The sequence below is a fragment of the Modestobacter sp. SYSU DS0657 genome (assembly GCF_054050925.1).
In genome coordinates this window covers 98,360-116,643 of sequence record NZ_JBJHAG010000010.1, presented here as the reverse complement: position 1 = coordinate 116,643, position 18,284 = coordinate 98,360, and the positions used below count along the sequence as shown (strand labels likewise).

The following is an 18,284-nucleotide window of genomic DNA, read 5'->3' as shown; positions in this document are numbered from 1 at the left end:
GCCGGAGGCTCCCGACCGGGACACGGGCAACGGCTCAACGCAGCCGGGGCACGGCACCTGGCCGCGGTGGAGGCCGGTAGGCCGACCGGGAGCACAGTCCTACACCGCGTCGAGGACCTCGTCCCGGGTGAAGCCGAGCACCTGGAGCACGGCGTCCAGGTAGGGCTGGTTGAGCGCGGCGTGCGCCTTCTCCCGGACGAACGGCTTGGCGTTGAAGGCGATGCCCAGGCCGGCGGCGTTGAGCATGTCCAGGTCGTTCGCGCCGTCGCCGACGGCGACGGTCTGCTCCAGCGGGATGCCGTGCTCGGCGGCGAACCGGGCCAGCGCCCGCGCCTTCCCCGCCCGGTCGACGACCTCGCCGACCAGCCCGCCGGTGAGCCGACCGTCGACGACCTCGAGGGTGTTGGCGGCGGCGAAGTCCAGCCCGAGGGACTCGGCCAGCGGGTCGGTGATCTGGCTGAAGCCGCCGCTGACGATCCCGCAGCGGAAGCCGAGCCGTTGCAGCGTACGGATGAGCGTGCGCGCGCCGGGGGTGAGCACCAGGTGCTCCCGCACCTCGTCGAGCACGCCGGCCGGCAGCCCGGCCAGCACGGCCACCCGGGCCCGGAGCGACTGCTCGAAGTCCAGTTCGCCGTTCATCGCGGCGGCGGTGATCCGCGCGACCTCGGCGGCGCGGCCGGCGCGGGCCGCGAGCTCGTCGATGACCTCGCCGCGGACCAGCGTGGAGTCGACGTCGAGCACGATGAGCCGCTTGCTGCGGCGGGCCAGCCCGATCCGCTCGACGGCGACGTCCGTGCCGGTCTCGGCGGCCACGGTGGCCAGCGCCGTGCGCAGCTCGGTCGGCTCGCCGCCGGAGACGGTCAGCTCGAAGCTGGTCACCGGGTAGTCCGACAGCCTGCGGATGGCCTCGATGTTGCCCCCGACGCCGGCGATGGCCCGGGCCGCCCCGGCGACGGCAGCCGGGGGCACGGGGCGGCCGAGCACGGTGACGTGGTGGCGGGCCGCCCGGGAGCCGGGGCCCGCGCCACCCGAGGGTTCGACGGTGATCTGCACCCCGGTCTGCGCCGCCACCCGATCGGTCAGCGGGCGGATCCGGTCGGCCAGGTGGTGAGGGTCCGCGGCTTCACCGGCAGGCCCGACGAACACGCCGAGCACGAGCTGGCCGTGCACCACGACCTGTTCGACGTCGACGACCTCGACCGGGGTGCCGAGCTCGGCCAGCGCGGCGAAGAGCGCGGCGGTGACCCCGGGGCGGTCCGCCCCGGTGACGGTCAGCAGCGCACCAGGACGGGTGTCCGGGGAGGCCTCGGGCAGCACGGGAGCAGCGGCTCGGTCGGTCACCCGGTCATCGTGCCGGATGGTCCCCGCCGCGCTGCGTGGTCCCCCGGAACGCCGACGCCCCGCCGGCCCGAAGGCCGACGGGGCGTCGCTCACGCTGTCTTTCCCGGCCCCGTCCAGAGGCTCGTCCCGAGCTTGCGAGGGATGAGGAGGACGGGGTCCTCGATCAGGTGAAGTCGGTGTCGCGCTCGCCCTCGCGCTTGCCGCCGGTGAGGCCCACGTTGCTGACCCCGGCGTACGGCTCGTGCCGCTTGCCGGCGTGCTTCTCGGTCTCGAGCTGCTCGATCAGGTGCGGGTAGTGCAGCTCGAACGCCGGGCGCTCCGAACGGATCCGCGGGATCTCGACGAAGTTGTGCCGCGGCGGCGGGGACGAGGTCGCCCACTCCAGCGAGTTGCCGTGGCCCCAGGGGTCGTCGCGCAGCGCGAGCCGGCCGTGCTTCCAGGACTTGACGACGTTGTAGACGAAGGGGATCACCGAGGCACCCAGGATGAACGACCCGATCGTGGAGACCGTGTGCATCCAGGTGAAGGCGCCTCCGGCATCGGTGCCCAGGTAGTCGGCGTACCGGCGCGGCATGCCCGCGTTGCCCAGCCAGTGCTGGATGAGGAACGTGGCGTGGAAGCCGACGAAGGTCAGCCAGAAGTGCAGCTTGCCGACCCGCTCGTCCATCATCCGGCCGCACATCTTCGGGAACCAGAAGTACAGCCCCGCGTAGGCGGCGAACACCACGGTGCCGAAGACCACGTAGTGGAAGTGGGCGACGACGAAGTAGCTGTCGTTGACGTGCCAGTCCAGCGGCGGGCTGGCCAGCAGGACGCCGGTCAGACCACCCAGCAGGAAGGTGATCAGGAAGCCCATCGAGAACAGCATCGGCGTCTCGAAGGTGATCTGGCCCCGCCACATGGTGCCGATCCAGTTGAAGAACTTGATGCCGGTCGGGATGGCGATCAGGTACGTCAGGAAGGCGAAGAAGGGCAGCAGCACCGCACCGGTGGCGAACATGTGGTGCGCCCACACCGCCAGCGACAGCGCGGTGATCCCGATCAGGGCGAAGATCATGCCCTTGTAGCCGAACAGCGGCTTCCGGCTGAAGACCGGGATGACCTCGCTGATGATCGAGAAGAACGGCAGCGCGATGATGTAGACCTCGGGATGACCGAAGAACCAGAACAGGTGCTGCCACAGCATCGGCCCGCCGTTCTCCGGCGTGTAGATCTGCGCGCCCAGGTGCCGGTCGGCCAGCAGCGCGAACAGCGCCGCGGTCAGGATCGGGAAGGCGAGCAGGATCAGGATGCTGGTGGTCAGCGCACCCCAGGTGAAGATCGACATCCGGAACATCGTCAGCCCCGGGGCCCGGAGGCAGACGATGGTGGCGATGAAGTTGACCCCACCGAGGATGGTGCCCAGACCACTGACCGCGAGCCCGGTGATCCACAGGTCACCGCCGGCGCCCGGGCTGTGCGCACCGGTGGACAGCGGGGTGTAGGCGTACCAGCCGAAGTCGGCGGCGCCACCAGGGGTGAGGAAGCCCGAGACCGCGAGCATCGACCCGAACAGGAACAGCCAGTAGGAGAAGGCGTTCAACCGCGGGAAGGCGACGTCGGGGGCGCCCAGCTGCAACGGCATGATCAGGTTCGCGAAGGCGAAGAACATCGGTGTCGCGAAGAACAGCAGCATGATCGTGCCGTGCATCGTGACCAGCTGGTTGTACTGCTCGGGCGAGAGGAACTGCAGCTCGGGCCGGGCCAGCTCGCCACGCATCAGCAGCGCCATGAAACCACCGACGAAGAACCAGATGAACGCCGTGACGGTGTACATCAGGCCGATGGTCTTGTGGTCGGTGGTGCGCAGCAGACCCAGGAGCCGCGACCCCTTCTCGGCCTCGTGGGCCGGGCTGGGCCGGCTCACGATCGGGGCGGGTGCGATCGTCACGCTCGGAGCTTAGACGGTCGCGTCCGGGCCGCCGCGACCGGAGAGGGACTCGGTGCGGCGTGCCGCCGAATCGCTCCACCGAGCGGTCCGGCGGTGCCGGTCACCCTCGCCACCCCGCCCGCCGGGCACTCTCGCGTTCGCGCTGGTCAGCCGTGCACGACCGGCAGGTGCACGGTCACCTGATCGGGTGACGGCGGCCCCGCCGGGAGCATCCCGGGGTTTCACCGTTCGACGCGCCGGGCACCGATGATCTTGCGCCGGACGTTCCGGCGCCGGCGGTCGCGCCGTGTCACCGGAGGTCACCACCGTGCTCTGGAACATCATCGTCCTGATCGTCATCGGCGCCATCGCCGGCTTCATCGCCCGCGCGGTCATCCCCGGCAAGCAGTCGATGGGGATCCTCGCCACCATCGTGCTCGGCATCATCGGGTCGCTCGTCGGCAACCTGCTCGGCAGCCTGATCTTCCACGGCGAGTTCGAGCTCGGCACCTCCGGCGTGATCGGCTCGATCATCGGCGCCATCGTGGTGCTGGGGATCTACGTCTTCGCAACGAACAAGAACCGCCGCGTCACCCGCTGACGCCCGCCCGCGACGACGCGGGCAGCACACCTCACGACGAGGGCCCGGCCACTGCGGCCGGGCCCTCGTCGCATGGAGGGCCCCGTCCTCCTCATCCCTCGGACGGTCGGGCCGAGCCTCTGGACGGGGGGCGCTGACCGACCGTCCACGTGGTCACGTCGACGGCGACCGGCACCCGCACCGGCTCGGGCAGCGCCGCCACCCGTCCGGCGAGGTCCCCGGGTGCGAGGTGCCGCGCGTGCGGGCCCATCCCGACCAGCGTCCGCACCGCGGCGTGGTCGAGCAGCAGCTCCTCCCGGTACCGGGTCGTCGAGACGGGCTGCAGGTGCGGCTGGAGGGACGCCGCCAGCCGGTCGGCCTTCGCCGGGTCGACGGTGAGCAGGCCCAGCGGTCCGACCAGCGACGCCAGGTGCCCGGCGGCGGGGGTGACCACGACCAGCCGGCCGTCGGGGCTGAGCACCCGCGCCGTCTCGGCACCGTTGCGCGGTGCGAAGACCACCAGCACCCGGTCGACGGCCGCGTCGCGCACCGGCCACCGCGACCAGCTGTCGGCCACGACCGCCAGCGCCCGGGGGTGGGCGCGGGCTGCCCGGCGGGCGGCGTACCGGGAGGCGTCCAGCACCACGCCGACGGCGTCCGGAGCCCGCGCCAGCACGCCGGCCAGGTGCGCCCCGGTGCCGCCACCGGCGTCGAGCAGGGTGCGCACCGGCGGTCCGGCCAGCGCCGCCTCCGCGAGCGCCGAGGTGATGCCTGCGTAGTGGCCGGCGGCGAGGAACCCGGCCCGGTCGGCCACCATCTCCGCCGAGTCGCCGGAGTGGGGCGACCCGCCGGCGGGCAGCAGGGTGACGTGCCCCTGCCGGGCCCGGTCGAACGCGTGGCCCCGCCCGCAGCGCAACCCGGCCGGCTCCTCCCGCAACGGGTCGCCGCAGACCGGGCAGGCCAGCAGCGCCACCGCCGCAGGCGGGAGCGGCGGCGGCGTCACGCCGGGGTCCGCGGCGGGGTCCGCGGCGGGATCCGCGGCGGGATCCGGTGGAGCACCACGTCGGTGAGCCGCCCGGCCTCGGCGACCCCGGTCAGGTAGGTGGCGTGCGGCTGCCGGCGGCGGTCGGTGGGGGAACCGGGGTTCAGCAGCCGCAGCCCGGTGTCGGCGGTGGTGTCCCAGGGGATGTGGCTGTGCCCGAAGACGAGCACGTCGGCGTCCGGGAAGCGCTTGGCGCAGCGGCGCTCCCGCCCCTTCGCGTCGCCGGTCTCGTGGACGACGGCGAACCGGACGCCGTCGAGCTCGATCCACGCCTCCTCCGGCAGCCGCTCGCGCAGCACGCCGTGGTCGTTGTTGCCGACCACCCCGACCAGCAGCCGCGAGCGCTGCTCCAGCTCGTCGAGCAGGGCGACGTCCACCCAGTCGCCGGCGTGGAACACCACGTCGGCCGCCTCGATCGCCGTCCAGAGGGAATGCGGCAGGTCACGCGCACGCTTCGGGACGTGCGTGTCAGAGATGAACACCACGGAAACCGCCACGACTGCATCGTCGCAGCCCGCTACCTTCCCTCCGGCCGACGCATCGGCCGACCGGCACGAACGATTGAGGACGACGACGTGAGCGACCCCTCCCCCACCTCCGCGGACGTGGGGATCACCCCGCACTCCGAGCCCTACCCGAAGCGGTGGCTCGCCCTCGCGGTCGTCGCGGTGACCGTGCTGATGGTCATCCTCGACGCGACGATCGTGAACATCGCGCTGCCCGCGGTCTCCACCGACCTGGACATCAGCCCGGCGTCGCAGCAGTGGATCGTCACCGCCTACACGCTGACCTTCGGCGGCTTCCTGCTGCTGGGCGGCCGGATCGCCGACTTCTGGGGCCGCAAGCGCACCTACCTGGTCGGCGCCGCCGGTTTCGCCGTCGCCTCCGCCCTGGGCGGCTTCGCGCCCAACGAGGAGCTGCTGTTCGCCGCCCGCGCCCTGCAGGGTGCCTTCGGCGCCCTGCTCGCACCGGCCTCGCTGGCGCTGATCACGGTGCTGTTCACCGACGCCAAGGAGCGCGCCAAGGCCTTCGCCGTCTACGGCGCGATCGCCGGTGGAGGCTCGGCCGTCGGGCTGCTGCTCGGCGGGGTGCTCACCGAGTACGCCGACTGGCGCTGGTGCTTCTGGGTGAACGTGCCGGTGGCGATCATCGCCATCGTCGCGGCGATCCCGGTGGTCCCGGAGAGCAAGGCCCCCGGTGAGACCAGCTACGACATCCCGGGCGCCGTGCTGATCACCCTGGGCCTGGCCTCCTTCGTGTACGGCTTCACCCGGGTGGCCGAGGCCGCGCAGACCAACGCCGACGCCGGCAGCACCGAGAGCGGCTGGACCAACGGGCCGGCGCTGACCTTCATCGCCGTCGGCGTGGTGCTCGTCGCGGCGTTCGTCGTCCTGGAGCTGCGGGTGCGCAACCCGCTGCTGCCCATGCGGCTGGTGCTGGACCGGAACCGGGGCGGCGCCTTCCTCACCTCCACCCTGGTCGGCGCCGGGCTCATCGGTGCCTTCTTCTTCCTGAGCCTGTACTTCCAGCAGGTGCTGGACTACACGCCGGTCGCGGCGGGCTTCGCCTCGCTGCCGACGACGCTGGGCGTGCTGATCTCCGCGGGCGCCGCCAGCGGGCTGGTGCCGAAGGTGGGTCCCAAGCCCCTCATGGTCGCCGGCGGGCTGCTGGCCGCGGCCGGGCTGTTCACCATGTCCTTCCTGGACGTGGACACCTCGTTCTGGGCGCTGGCCTTCCCCGGCCAGCTGCTGCTGGGCCTGGGCCTGGGCTTCACCTTCGTGCCGCTGTCCAACCTGGCGCTGATCGGCGCCGGGGAGCACGACGCCGGGGCGGCCAGCGCGTTGCTGAACGCCACGCAGCAGGTGGGCGCCTCGATCGGCACGGCGCTGCTGGCGACGCTGTCGGTGGGTGCGATCACCGCGGCGGTCACCGACGCGGTCACCGCCGGGCAGGACCCGACCGACCCGGCCGTCGGCCTGGCCGCGCAGGTGGAGGGCTACACCACGGCCTTCACCTGGGCCTCGGTGCTGCTGGTCATCGGTGCGCTGGTCTCCGCGGTGCTGATCAAGGCCACCAAGGAGGACCTGCCCACCGGGCCGGAAGCGATCGTCCACGCCGGCTGACCCCAACGGACCGAATGCGGCGCCCGCCTCCCACCGGGAGGCGGGCGCCGCCGTCATTCGTGGACGGGCGCCTCGTGGTCGGCGTGCCCGGCCGCCTCCAGCTGGAAGGTGCAGTGCTCGAGGTCGAAGTGGTCGCCGAGGCAGGCGCACAGGGCGTCGAGCACCCGCCCGCCGTGCCCCTCGGCCAGCACGTCGTCGGTGACGACGACGTGGGCGGAGAGCACCGGGAGGCCGGAGGTGATCGTCCAGGCGTGCAGGTCATGGACATCCAGCACGCCGGGCACGCCCAGCACGTGGGTGCGGACCTCGTCGAGGTCGACCCCCCGCGGGGCCGCCTCGAGCAGCACGTCCAGCGCCTCCCGCAGCAGCGACCAGGCACGCGGCAGCACGAGCGCGCCGACGGCGAAGGAGGCGACGACGTCCGCGCCGGTCCAGCCGGTGGTCCAGATGACGACGCCGGCGACGATGACCGCGACCGACCCGAGGGCGTCGCCCAGCACCTCCAGGTAGGCGCCGCGGGTGTTCAGCGACTCCCCCTGACCGCGGCGCAGCAGGGCGAGCGAGCCGAGGTTGGCCGCCAGCCCGACCAGCGCGACGCCGAGCATCCAGCCCGAGTGGATCTCCGGGGGGTTGCCGATCCGACGCACCGCCTCGACGACGACGTAGCCACCGACGAGCAGCAGCAGCAGGCCGTTGCCGACCGCGGCCAGCACCTCGAGCCGCTGCAGCCCGAAGGTGCGCCGGCCACGGGCCGGCCGCTGCGCCAGGGTGACGGCCGCGAGCGCCATGCCGATGCCGAGCGCGTCGGTGGCCATGTGGGCGGCGTCAGCCAGCAGGGCCAGCGAGCCGGAGATCAGGGCACCGACGACCTCGACGACGAAGACGCTGCCGGTGAGCGCCAGCACCAGCACCAGCCGGCCGCGGTGCGCCGCCGACACGGTGCCCGACGTGTGCCCGTGGGCGTGCCCATGGCTGTGCCCGTGCCCCATCAACGCCCTCCCGGCCGATCGAACTGCTCACATGCACCATCCCGCATGTAAGGCATTCGCGCCAGCACCGGAGGACCCTGCCGAGTGGCCAGAGAGCGAGGAGCCGCTGCTCAGATGTCGACGCCGTGGCCCCGCAGCCAGGGCAGCGGGTCGATCTTCTCCCCGTCCAGCCCCCCGCGGTGCACCTCGAAGTGCAGGTGCGGCCCGGTCGACTGGCCGGTGTTGCCGAGCAGAGCGATGGTGTCGCCGGCCCGGACGGTCTGCCCCTCGGCGACCAGGATCTCCTGCATGTGCCCGTAGACGGTGACGTCGCCGTCGGGGTGCTGGATGTAGACCGCCATGCCGTAGCCGCTGGCCGGCCCGGCCTGCAGCACCACGCCGTCCATGACGGCGTACTCGGGGGTGCCGAGCGGCGCGGCGAAGTCGACCCCGGCGTGCAGGGTGCCCCACCGGTAGCCGAAGCCACTGGTCAGCCGCGCACCCTGCACGGGCAGCACGGTCTTGGGGCGGGCCGCCTCGGCTGCGGCGGCTGCGGCGGCTGCGGCGGCCTCCGCGGCGACCCGGTCCGCCTCGGCCTGCGCCCGGGCGGCGGCGACCTGGGCGTCCTCGCGCTCGGCGCGGGTGGCGACCATGTCCCGCAGCCGGGAGGTGGCGGCCTCGCCGCTCAGCGTGGGGCGGTCGGAGGCCTCCAGCCCGAGCTCCTCCGCCACGCTCACCGGCTCGGCGACCGCGGCGGCCTGGGCGGCCGGGCCGGCCGCCGCGGTGAGGCCGAGACCGGCGGCGCCGACCAGCGCTGCGGCCAGGTACGGCGAGGGGCGGCGGGCCAGCTCCGGCAGGCGTCGGGGCCGCCGACCGGCGGCGACGGCGGCAGGCACGACCGAGGCGACCTCGTGCGCCGCCGGCTGCGATCCGGGCCGACCGGCCACCGCGTCGGCGAACTGCTCCGCGGCCCGGTCGTCGACGATCCCCGCGGTCACCGGCAGCGGCCAGGCGCCGGACCCGGCCGCACCGGCCTCCACCGGCGACGGCCGGCGGACGGACGACACCGGGAGCGGCCAGCCGGCGGCCAGCGAGGCCGCGGAGATCTCCAGCCCGGAGCCCAGGGCCACCAGCTCGAGGGAGGCCGGGACGGGAGTTGCGGCATCGGTGCGGACGAGCCGGAGGACGGGCGCCTCCGGGAGCGCCTCGGGGCTCGCGGTCGTCGGGCCGGCGGCGGAGCTGCCGGCGGTGCCGATGCGGCTGCGGCGCATCGTCCCGTCGTCGTCGAGCCGGGCGAGGTCGTGCGGGTCCAAAGCACCAGTCTTCCGTCGGGGGCAGGGCAGCGCCCCGCCCGACGGGAGAACCGACTGGCGAGGCGCGGCGCCCATGTAAACACGTCGTGACCGGTTCGTGATGTGCGCAGCGGGGTAGGCACACGCGGTCAAGTGGTCAGCGTCACAACAAAGCCTGCCAAATGTGCACCCTCTGTGACGTCAGGACTGCTGGCGGGTCATGAGTCGAACGCGCCGTCACGGGTAGGTGCGAGGGACATCACGGCCCTCGACCGGGTCCCGACGCGTTCGCGGCCGGTCCAGCGGCCCCCCGAGCCCGAGGAGTGCACGCATGCGCGCAGTGACCTGGCACGGCCGGGACGACGTCCGGGTGGACACCGTCCCCGACCCGACCATCACCGAGCCCACCGACGTCATCGTGGAGATCACCTCCAGCGGGATCTGCGGTTCGGACCTCCACCTGATCGAGGTCATGGCCCCGTTCATGACCGTCGGCGACGTCCTGGGCCATGAGCCGATGGGGGTCGTGCGCGAGGTCGGTCCCGGGGTCACCGAGCTGAAGGCCGGTGACCGGGTCGTCGTCCCGTTCAACATCTCCTGCGGCACCTGCTGGATGTGCTCCCAGGGCCTGCAGAGCCAGTGCGAGACCACGCAGAACCGCGAGAAGGGCTTCGGCGCCTCGCTGTTCGGCTACACCAAGCTCTACGGCCAGGTACCCGGCGGGCAGGCCGAGTACCTGCGGGTGCCCTTCGGCAACACGCTGCCGATCAAGGTTCCCGAGGGCCCGGCCGACGACCGGTTCGTCTACCTCTCCGACGTGCTGCCCACCGCCTGGCAGGCAGTGCAGTACGCCGGCGTGGCGCCCGGTGGGTCGGTGCTGGTCCTCGGACTCGGCCCGATCGGCGACATGGCGACCCGGATCGCCAAGCACCTGGGCGCCGCCGCGGTCTACGCCGTCGACTCGGTGCCCGAGCGGCTGGCCCGGGCCCGGGCCAACGGCATCGACGTGCTGGACTCCACCGCCCAGGCCGACGTCGTCGCCTGGGTGCGGGACAAGACCGACGGCCGCGGCCCGGATGCCGTCATCGACGCCGTCGGCATGGAGGCGCACGGCTCGCCGGGCGCGAAGCTCGCGCAGAAGGCCAGCGCCCTGGTGCCCGACGCGATCATGGAGAAGGTCATGCAGGTGGCCGGCGCGGACCGGCTGGCTGCGCTGAACACCGCGATCGAGGCGGTCCGCCGCGGCGGCACCATCTCCATCTCCGGCGTCTACGGCGGGGCCACCGACCCGCTGCCGCTGATGCGCATCTTCGACAAGCAGCTCCAGCTGCGCATGGGGCAGGCCAACGTGTGGCGCTGGGTGCCTGACATCCTGCCGCTGCTGACCGACGCGGACCCGCTGGGCGTGGACACCTTCGCCACCCACCACGTGCCGCTGGAGCAGGCGCCGCAGGCCTACGAGACCTTCCGCCAGAAGCAGGACGGCGCGGTCAAGGTGCTGCTCACCCCCTGATCCCTGAGCGCACACCCGGGGCCGGTGCCCGGCGGCTGCCGCGCACCGGCCCCGGCCGCGTCAGGTGACGTGACGAGGTTCACGGACACCGCGGGTCGGGATCGGGCGGCCGATGCCGTTGGGTCGAGGAGGACGACGTCGTCCCTCCCCTCCCCCGCACCGCCCCCGAGGAGTTCGCCCGTGCCCCGCGCCCTGCTCGCGCTCGCCATCGGCGCCTTCGGCATCGGCACCACCGAGTTCGTGCTGATGGGGATGCTCCCCCAGGTCGCCGCGGGGCTCGACGTCTCGGTCTCCGCCGTCGGGCTGCTGATCTCCGCCTACGCCATCGGCGTGGTGATCGGCGCCCCCACGCTCACCGCGCTGGGAGTGCGTTTCACCCCGCGGCAGACCCTGCTGGGCCTGATGGTCCTGTTCACCGTGGGGAACGCGCTCTCCGCGCTCGCGCCCGACTACCCGACCCTCGTGGCGGCCCGCGTCTTCACCGCACTGGCGCACGGCTCGTTCTTCGGGGTCGGCGCGGTGGCCGCGCGACGGCTGGTGCCCGCGCACCGCGCTTCCCAGGCCATCTCGCTGATGATCGTCGGCCTCACCCTGGCCAACGTCGTCGGGGTCCCGCTCGGGACCCTCCTCGCCCAGCAGCTGAGCTGGCGGCTGGTCTTCGGGGTGGTCGCCGGGCTCGGCGTCATCACCATCGCCGGGCTGCTCGCCTGGATGCCGCCCGTCTCCGGGGAGCGCGCAGACCTGCGCAGCGAGCTGGTCGCGTTCCGCCGCCCGGCGGTCTGGCTGGTGCTCGGGGTGACCACGATCGGCTGCGCCGCCATGTTCGCCGTCTACAGCTACATCAGCCCGATCCTCACCGAGCTCGCCGGCCTGCCCGAGAGCTGGGTGACCCCCGTGCTCGCCGTCTTCGGGGTCGGCGCCACCGTCGGCACCCTGATCGGCGGCCGGCTCGGCGACCGTTGGGGCATGGCGTTCGTCACCGGGGTGCTCGCCACGGCAGCCGCGCTCCTGGTGGCCTTCGCGTTCCTGGCCCGCGTCCCGGTGGCCGCGATCGTGCTGGTGGTGCTGTTCGGCACCGCCACGTTCTCCCTGGGCCCGGTGCTGCAGAACCGGGTGATCGAGGTGGCCCGGGTGCCCGGGGGCGGCAGCCTCGTCTCGGCGGCCAACCAGGCGGCGTTCAACGCGGCCAACGCGCTGGGCGCCGCCTTCGGGGCGGCCGTGCTCTCGGCCGGACTGGGCTACACGGCGCCGATGTGGGTGGGCGTCGGGCTCGCGCTGGCCGGCGCGGTCATGGCCCTCGTCGCGGTCGTCGTAGACGGCGCCCGGCCCGGCTCGGGCGGCGCTGCCGAGGAGCCGACCGAGGGGGCGAGGGAACCGGCCCTGGGAGGCTGACGTTCACGGCCGCGGTCACCGGGTAGGCGGCGGACATGACCATCCCCACGGCGGAGAAGTCCGGCCAGTTCCCCCTCGGCGACCGCACGGTGCACCGCATCGGCTACGGCGCCATGCAGCTCTCCGGCCCGCACGTCATGGGCCCGCCGGCCGACCGGGAGGGCGCCGTCGCCGTCCTCCGCCGCGCCGTCGAGCTCGGCGTCGACCACATCGACACCAGCGACTACTACGGCCCGCACGTCACGAACGAGATCATTCGCGAGGCGCTGCACCCCTACCCGGAGCACCTCACCATCGTCACCAAGGTGGGCGCCCGCCGGACGCCGGAGGGCGAGTGGCCCGAGGCGCTGTCCCGCGACGAACTGCGCCAGGCCGTGCACGACAACCTCGACCACCTCGGTGTCGAGGCGATGGACGTGGTGAACCTGCGGATGCCCGGGTTCGCCGAGCCGGTGCAGCGCTCCCTCGCCGAGCCCATGGAGGCTCTCGCCGAGCTGCAGCAGGAGGGCCTGGTCAAGCACATCGGGGTGAGCAACGTGACCCCGCAGATGTTCGCCGAGGCCCAGGGCATCGCCCCGGTCGTCTGCGTGCAGAACCACTACAACCTGGTGCACCGCGCCGACGACCCGATGATCGACGCGCTGGCCCGCGAGGGCATCGCCTACGTGCCCTTCTTCCCGCTGGGTGGCTTCAGCCCCATCCAGTCCGCGGCGCTGGAGACGGTGGCCCGGCGGCTCGAGGCCACCCCGATGGAGGTCGCGCTCGCCTGGCTGCTGGCCCGCTCCCCCAACCTGCTGCTCATCCCGGGCACCAAGTCGGTGGCCCACCTGGAGGAGAACCTGCGGTCGGGGATGCGGGTGCTCGGGCCGGTCGAGCTGCAGGAGCTGGACCGCATCGGCGGCTCCGGCGAGCCCGACGTCGACCTCTGACCACTGCCGCACCTCGACCGCCCGGAACCGGGTGGTCGAGGAACGGGGTCGTGCGCCCCACTCCCTTGACCACCCCCGGCACGCCCGGGAGGCTCCGGCACCATGACGACGCCCGTCGCCCCGGCCGCGCCGGCGGCCCCGCGCGCGAACACGGCGCGCGGGCGGCTGGACCACGCGACCGGGCACCTGGAGCCGCCGCTGGCCGTGGTCGACCTCGACGCCCTGGACGCCAACGCCGCCGACCTCGTGCGCCGGGCGGGCGACCGGCCGATCCGGGTGGCCAGCAAGTCGGTGCGCTGCCGGGCCCTGCTGCGCCGGGTGCTCGACCGGCCCGGGTTCGCCGGGGTGATGGCCTACACGCTGGCCGAGGCGCTGTGGCTGGCCGGCGGCAACGACCCGGTGAGCACCGACGTGCTGGTCGGCTACCCCACGGTCGACCGGGCTGCGCTGCGCCGGCTGGGCGCCGACGAGCAGCTGGCCGACCGGGTCACGCTGATGGTCGACTCGGTGGCGCACCTGGACCTGCTGGACGCCGCCGTGCCCCCGGCGAGCCGTCCGGTCGTGCGGGTCTGCCTGGACCTGGACGCCTCGTGGCGGGTCGGGCCGGCGCACGTCGGGGTGCGCCGCTCACCCGTGCACGCCCCCGCCGAGGCCGCGGCGCTGGCCCGCGCCGTCGTCGCCCGCCCCGGGGTGCGGCTGGTCGGGGTGATGGCCTACGAGGCCCAGATCGCCGGGCTCGGCGACGCCCCGGTCGGGCACCCGGTGCGCGGGCTGGCGGTCCGCGGCATGCAGCGGGCCTCGGTGCGCGAGCTCGCCCTGCGGCGGGCCGCGGCGGTCGCCGCGGTGCGGGAGGTCGCCGACCTGCAGTTCGTCAACGGCGGGGGCACCGGCAGCCTGGAGCGCACCGCCGCCGAGGAGTCGGTCACCGAGCTGGCCGCCGGATCGGGGCTGTACTCCCCCGCCCTGTTCGACGGCTACCGGTCCTTCCGCGGCCGTCCGGCGGCGCTGTTCGCGCTGCCGGTCACCCGCCGGCCGGCAGCCGACGTGGTCACCGTGGCCGGCGGTGGGTGGATCGCCTCCGGCCCACCCGGGCGCGACCGGTCACCGACGCCGGTCCACCCGGCCGGGCTGCGCCTGCTGGCGGCCGAGGGGGCCGGCGAGGTGCAGACCCCGCTGCGCGGCCCGGGGACGGCGGAGCTGGAGATCGGTGACCGCGTGTGGTTCCGGCACGCGAAGGCCGGTGAGCTGTGCGAGCGGGTCGACGAGCTGCACCTGCTGAGCGGCGACTCGGTGACCGCCGTCGTCCCGACCTACCGCGGCCAGGGCCGCGCCTTCGGCTGAGCGACCCCGGGTCAGCGGGCGCGCTGGACCCGGGCCTCGTCGAACACCGGCTCACCGGCCTCGTACACCCGCCCGTCGGCACCGAAGACGACGAACCGGTCGAAGGTGCGGGCGAACCAGCGGTCGTGGGTGACCGCCAGCACCGTGCCGTCGAACGCGGCCAGCGCCGCCTCCAGCGACTCGGCGGAGAGCACGTCGAGGTTGTCGGTGGGCTCGTCGAGCAGCAGCAGCGTGGCGCCGGACAGCTCCAGCAGCAGCACCTGGAACCGGGCCTGCTGCCCACCGGACAGCGACCGGAACAGCTGGTCGCCCTGCCCGGCCAGCCCGTAGCGGCGCAGCGTCGCCATCGCGCGGCCGCGGTCGACCCCCGGGCGGCCGGGCTCGCCGTGCCACAGCAGGTCGACCAGCGTGCGGTCCAGCCACTCGGGATGGGCGTGGGTCTGGGCGAAGAAGCCGGGCACGACGCGCGCCCCGAGCCGCCAGTGCCCGGTGTGCGCGACGTCCTGGCCGGCGAGCAGCCGCAGGAAGTGCGACTTGCCCGCCCCGTTGGACCCCAGCACCGCGACCCGGTCGCCGTAGTCGACCTCCAGGTCGAAGGGGCGCATCAGCCCGCTCAGCTCCAGCTGTTCGGCGACCAGCACCCGCACGCCGGTGCGGCCCCCGCGCAGCCGCATCGTCACCGACTGGTCCGGCGGGCGCTCCGGCGGCGGGCCGGCGGCCTCGTACTTGGCCAGCCGGGTCTGCATGGCGTGGTACCGGGCGGCCATGTCCGGGGAGTTCTTCGCCTGCTGCTGCAGGGTGCGCACCAGCTCGACCAGCCGCTCGTGCTCCTCGTCCCAGCGCTTGCGCAGCTCCGCCATCCGGTCGTGCCGGGCGCTGCGGGCGGCGGGGTAGCCGGCCCAGTCGCCGCCGTGCACCCACGCCGTCCCGCCCTCGACGGTGACCACCCGGTCGGCGACCCGGGAGAGCAGCTCGCGGTCGTGGCTGACGAACAGCACCGTCTTGCGCGTCTCGCGCAGCCGCTCCTCGAGCCAGCGCTTGCCGGGCACGTCCAGGTAGTTGTCCGGCTCGTCGAGCAGCAGCACCTGGTCCGGTCCGCGGAGCAGGCACTCCAGCGCCAACCGCTTCTGCTCACCGCCGGAGAGGCTGGTGAGCTCGCGGTACTTGCACCCCTCGTACGGAACGCCGAGCGCCGCCACGGTCACGGTGTCCCAGGTGACCTCGACGTCGTAGCCGCCGACGTCGCCCCACTGCGCCAGCGCGTTCGCGTACGCCATCTGGGTGGGCTCGTCGTCGCGCTCCATCATCGCCAGCTCGGTGGCCTCGACCGCGTCCCACGCCTGCCGGACGGCGGGCGGCGCGAGGTCGACGAGGAACCGCTGCACGGTCGTGTCGTCGCGGACCGAGCCGATGAACTGGCGCATGATGCCGAGCCCGCCCACCAGCGCGACCGAGCCGGCCTCCGGGGTCAGGTCGCCGCTGATGATCCGCAGCAACGTGGTCTTGCCGGCGCCGTTCTCCCCGACCAGCGCCGCGCAGGCACCCTCGCCGACCCGGAAGGAGACGTCGTCGAGCAGCACCCGCCCGTCGGGGAGGGTGTGCCGGATCCCGGTGACGTCGACGTAGCCCACGCCGGCCATCGTGCCCGGCCGGGCAAGCCGGTTCAGCCGGTGGCCTGCAGCCGCTGCCGGGCCAGCCGTTCGACCAGCTCGGGCAGCGCGCCGACCGGCGCGCCGCTGAGCTCCGTGCGGGCGCCGCGCACGATGGCCGTCACCGTCGCCGGCGGGCGGCCGGCGAACTCACGGACCAGCCGGTCGACGGCCTGGCCGACGGCGTCGTCAGCGGGCGGGGTGGTGGGCGGGGTGGGAGCGGACACCGGCGGTCCTCCGCGGGTGGTCGGTTGCGCCGCCGCGGGGCGGGCGACGCGCGTACCGCTCCACAGTGGACCGGTCGACCGCCGACACGCCAGGGCCCAACGTCCCGCGCGCGGAGGGGTGGGCAGCGGCGCCGCCGCGGAGGACGATCGCGGTGTCGGGTTCCCCGCCTGCGGAGGTGGACCATGCCCTTCCGGGACCGCACCGAGGCCGGCCGCCGGCTGGCTCCCCAGCTCACCCACCTGGCCGCCGAGGACGTCGTCGTCCTGGGCCTGCCGCGCGGCGGGCTGGTCGTGGCCGCCGAGGTCGCTGCCGCGCTGCGCGCCCCGCTGGACGTCGTCGTCGTCCGCCGCATCCCGGTGCCGGGCGCCGCCGAGGTCGCGATGGGCGCGGTCGCCGAGGGCGGCGCGGTGGTCCGGGACGAGCGGGTCGTCGAGCGGGCCGGGGTGTCCGCCGAGCAGTTCCGCGCCGCGCTGGACCGCGCACAGGCGGAGCTGACCCGGCGGGTGCAGCGCGTCCGGGGGCTGCGCCCCCGGCTGCCCCTCGCGGGGCGCACCGCGGTGGTGGTCGACGACGGGATCGCCACCGGCGCGACCGCCCGGGCGGCGTGCGCGGCCGTGCGGGGGTGCGGCGCGGCCCGGGTGGTGCTGGCCGTCCCGGTCTGCGCGCCGGGAGCGGCCGACCGGCTGCGGACGGCGGTCGACGAGCTGGTCAGCGTGGAGACGCCGGACGCGTTCCGGGCGGTGGGCGGCGCCTACCAGCGCTTCGGGCAGGTGACCGACGACGAGGTGGTCGACCTGCTCCGCCGCGCGGTGGCCGACCGGGTCGGTGCCGCGTCCCGGGGGCGCGGCTGAGCCCGGAGGGCTGAGGGCTCGGCTCCGCTCGTCAGAAGACGCCGCTGAACAGCACCGCACCGGCAGCCAGCAGCATCGCCGCCACGATGATCCCGGCGATCAGCCGCTGCCGACGGCGCCCGTCGGGGTCGAGGTTGCCCATCCCCATCATGAGGGCACGGTACGTCGTCAGCCGACGGGGACGGAGCCTCTCCGGTCGCGGAGGAACTCCCCCGCGGTCACGGGTGGGTAGCGGGTGGGCCCCGCCGCCGCGGTCGGCAGCCGCTCGACCACGGCGAGCGGATCGGCGTCCTGGCGCAGCGCGAGGGAGAGCAGCTCCTCGGCCGGGGCCTCGACCGGGGGCGGCAGCACCCGGTGCGGCGCCGAACGCCATCGGTCCCCGGTCCAGCGGGCCAGCAGGTCACCGGCGTTGACGGTGAGCGCCCCCGGCACGGAGGGGGCGTCGATCCACTCGCCCTCCGTGGTGCGGACCTGCAGGCCACCCAGCCCGGCCTGGTGGTCGGTCAGGGCCAGGACGCCGTCGTCGGTGTGCGCACCCACCCGCAGCTGCCCCGGCGCCACCGACCCGACCGCTTCCCGGGCCGGGTGCCAGGTGAGGTCGGCGGACCAGGCGTCCGCCGGGCAGCGGGCCACGAAGAAGTCCTCGCCCAGGTCCAGTGCCAGGGCCAGCACCCGCAGCAGCTCCGCGGCGACCGCGGCGCAACGGTCGGCGAAGGCGGTCGCCGCCGGGCGCAGGCTCGGGGTGTCCGTCGGCCAGGCACCGGGCTGGGCCCGCGGCGGGGGCTCCGGCCCGAAGCAGAACTGCTCCTTGAGGTCCGGCGGCGGCGCAGCGGGACCGGCGGGCGGGCCGGGCGGCACCCAGCCCCGCCCGCCCGGGAAGCAGGCGAGCGCGGCCTTGGCGGCCGGCGGCTGGGCGAAGAACGACCGCCCCTCCTCGCGCAGGCAGTGGGTGAGGGCGGAGCTGACCGGGTGGCCGGTGAGCAGCACGAAGCCGACCTCGCACAGCGCCCGGTCGACGTCGGTGGCCACCTGCCGGCGGGCGGCGGCGTCCCCGCGGTACCAGGGGGCCAGGTCGACCAGCGGCACGACCGTCATCGCACGTCCTCTCCAGCTCGGGTCGACGGCG

At 74.4% G+C, this 18,284-nt stretch carries 16 protein-coding genes; 7 read left to right on the top strand and 9 right to left on the bottom strand.

What is annotated here, in order from left to right:
- Window positions 1-99: 99 nt before the first annotated feature.
- Together serB and ctaD are read right to left on the bottom strand one after the other, a co-directional pair.
- Complete coding sequence (serB, locus tag ACI79A_RS08900; RefSeq protein ID WP_457082132.1) at window positions 100-1,341, bottom strand: phosphoserine phosphatase SerB; 1,242 nt, start codon at window positions 1,339-1,341, stop codon at window positions 100-102.
- Between the two features lie 163 nt (window positions 1,342-1,504).
- Complete coding sequence (gene ctaD, locus ACI79A_RS08895; protein ID WP_457082130.1) at window positions 1,505-3,271, bottom strand: aa3-type cytochrome oxidase subunit I; 1,767 nt, start codon at window positions 3,269-3,271, stop codon at window positions 1,505-1,507.
- 286 nt (window positions 3,272-3,557) lie between these two features.
- Between ctaD and ACI79A_RS08890 the strand changes: the two genes are divergently transcribed.
- Window positions 3,558-3,851, top strand: a complete 294-nt coding sequence (locus ACI79A_RS08890; RefSeq protein ID WP_457082128.1) for a GlsB/YeaQ/YmgE family stress response membrane protein — start codon at window positions 3,558-3,560, stop codon at window positions 3,849-3,851.
- Window positions 3,852-3,942: 91 nt separating this feature from the next.
- Here the strand turns inward: ACI79A_RS08890 and ACI79A_RS08885 are convergent, their stop codons facing one another.
- On the bottom strand, window positions 3,943-4,803 hold the full coding sequence (locus tag ACI79A_RS08885) for a putative RNA methyltransferase (RefSeq protein WP_457082175.1): 861 nt from the start codon (window positions 4,801-4,803) through the stop codon (window positions 3,943-3,945).
- Between the two features lie 26 nt (window positions 4,804-4,829).
- Window positions 4,830-5,369 carry a metallophosphoesterase family protein gene (locus tag ACI79A_RS08880; RefSeq protein WP_457082126.1) on the bottom strand — a complete coding sequence of 180 codons (540 nt, stop codon included), beginning with the start codon at window positions 5,367-5,369 and terminating at the stop codon, window positions 4,830-4,832.
- Window positions 5,370-5,447: 78 nt separating this feature from the next.
- Between ACI79A_RS08880 and ACI79A_RS08875 the strand changes: the two genes are divergently transcribed.
- Window positions 5,448-6,995, top strand: coding sequence for an MFS transporter (locus tag ACI79A_RS08875; RefSeq protein ID WP_457082124.1), 1,548 nt, complete (start codon window positions 5,448-5,450; stop codon window positions 6,993-6,995).
- Window positions 6,996-7,048: 53 nt separating this feature from the next.
- Here ACI79A_RS08875 and ACI79A_RS08870 read toward each other — a convergent pair whose 3' ends face one another.
- A complete protein-coding gene (locus tag ACI79A_RS08870; protein WP_457082122.1) occupies window positions 7,049-7,984 on the bottom strand; it encodes a cation diffusion facilitator family transporter in 936 nt (311 codons plus the stop codon).
- Between the two features lie 110 nt (window positions 7,985-8,094).
- Window positions 8,095-9,276, bottom strand: coding sequence for a M23 family metallopeptidase (locus tag ACI79A_RS08865; protein WP_457082120.1), 1,182 nt, complete (start codon window positions 9,274-9,276; stop codon window positions 8,095-8,097).
- 310 nt (window positions 9,277-9,586) lie between these two features.
- On the opposite strand from ACI79A_RS08865, the gene ACI79A_RS08860 reads away from it, so the two are divergent.
- From ACI79A_RS08860 to ACI79A_RS08845, 4 genes are all read left to right on the top strand, one after another.
- Entirely contained in the window at window positions 9,587-10,768 is a 1,182-nt protein-coding gene (locus tag ACI79A_RS08860) for a zinc-dependent alcohol dehydrogenase (RefSeq protein ID WP_457082118.1), read from the top strand.
- Window positions 10,769-10,948: 180 nt separating this feature from the next.
- Window positions 10,949-12,160, top strand: a complete 1,212-nt coding sequence (locus ACI79A_RS08855; protein WP_457082115.1) for an MFS transporter — start codon at window positions 10,949-10,951, stop codon at window positions 12,158-12,160.
- 35 nt (window positions 12,161-12,195) lie between these two features.
- Complete coding sequence (locus tag ACI79A_RS08850) at window positions 12,196-13,089, top strand: oxidoreductase (RefSeq protein WP_457082113.1); 894 nt, start codon at window positions 12,196-12,198, stop codon at window positions 13,087-13,089.
- Between the two features lie 102 nt (window positions 13,090-13,191).
- Window positions 13,192-14,430 (top strand): amino acid deaminase/aldolase, encoded by a 1,239-nt coding sequence (locus ACI79A_RS08845; protein ID WP_457082111.1) that lies wholly within the window; start codon window positions 13,192-13,194, stop codon window positions 14,428-14,430.
- An 11-nt stretch (window positions 14,431-14,441) separates the two neighbouring features.
- Here the strand turns inward: ACI79A_RS08845 and ACI79A_RS08840 are convergent, their stop codons facing one another.
- Together ACI79A_RS08840 and ACI79A_RS08835 are read right to left on the bottom strand one after the other, a co-directional pair.
- Window positions 14,442-16,070, bottom strand: coding sequence for an ABC-F family ATP-binding cassette domain-containing protein (locus ACI79A_RS08840; RefSeq protein ID WP_457082109.1), 1,629 nt, complete (start codon window positions 16,068-16,070; stop codon window positions 14,442-14,444).
- A gap of 23 nt (window positions 16,071-16,093) precedes the next feature.
- Window positions 16,094-16,306, bottom strand: a complete 213-nt coding sequence (locus ACI79A_RS08835) for a three-helix bundle dimerization domain-containing protein (protein ID WP_457082106.1) — start codon at window positions 16,304-16,306, stop codon at window positions 16,094-16,096.
- A 183-nt stretch (window positions 16,307-16,489) separates the two neighbouring features.
- Between ACI79A_RS08835 and ACI79A_RS08830 the strand changes: the two genes are divergently transcribed.
- Window positions 16,490-17,158, top strand: a complete 669-nt coding sequence (locus ACI79A_RS08830) for a phosphoribosyltransferase (RefSeq protein WP_457082104.1) — start codon at window positions 16,490-16,492, stop codon at window positions 17,156-17,158.
- A gap of 168 nt (window positions 17,159-17,326) precedes the next feature.
- On the opposite strand, the gene ACI79A_RS08825 is transcribed toward ACI79A_RS08830, so the two are convergent.
- The gene (locus ACI79A_RS08825) at window positions 17,327-18,253 is read right to left on the bottom strand and encodes an isopenicillin N synthase family dioxygenase (RefSeq protein WP_457082102.1); all 927 of its coding nucleotides are present in this window, start codon (window positions 18,251-18,253) and stop codon (window positions 17,327-17,329) included.
- Between the last annotated feature and the right edge of the window lie 31 nt (window positions 18,254-18,284).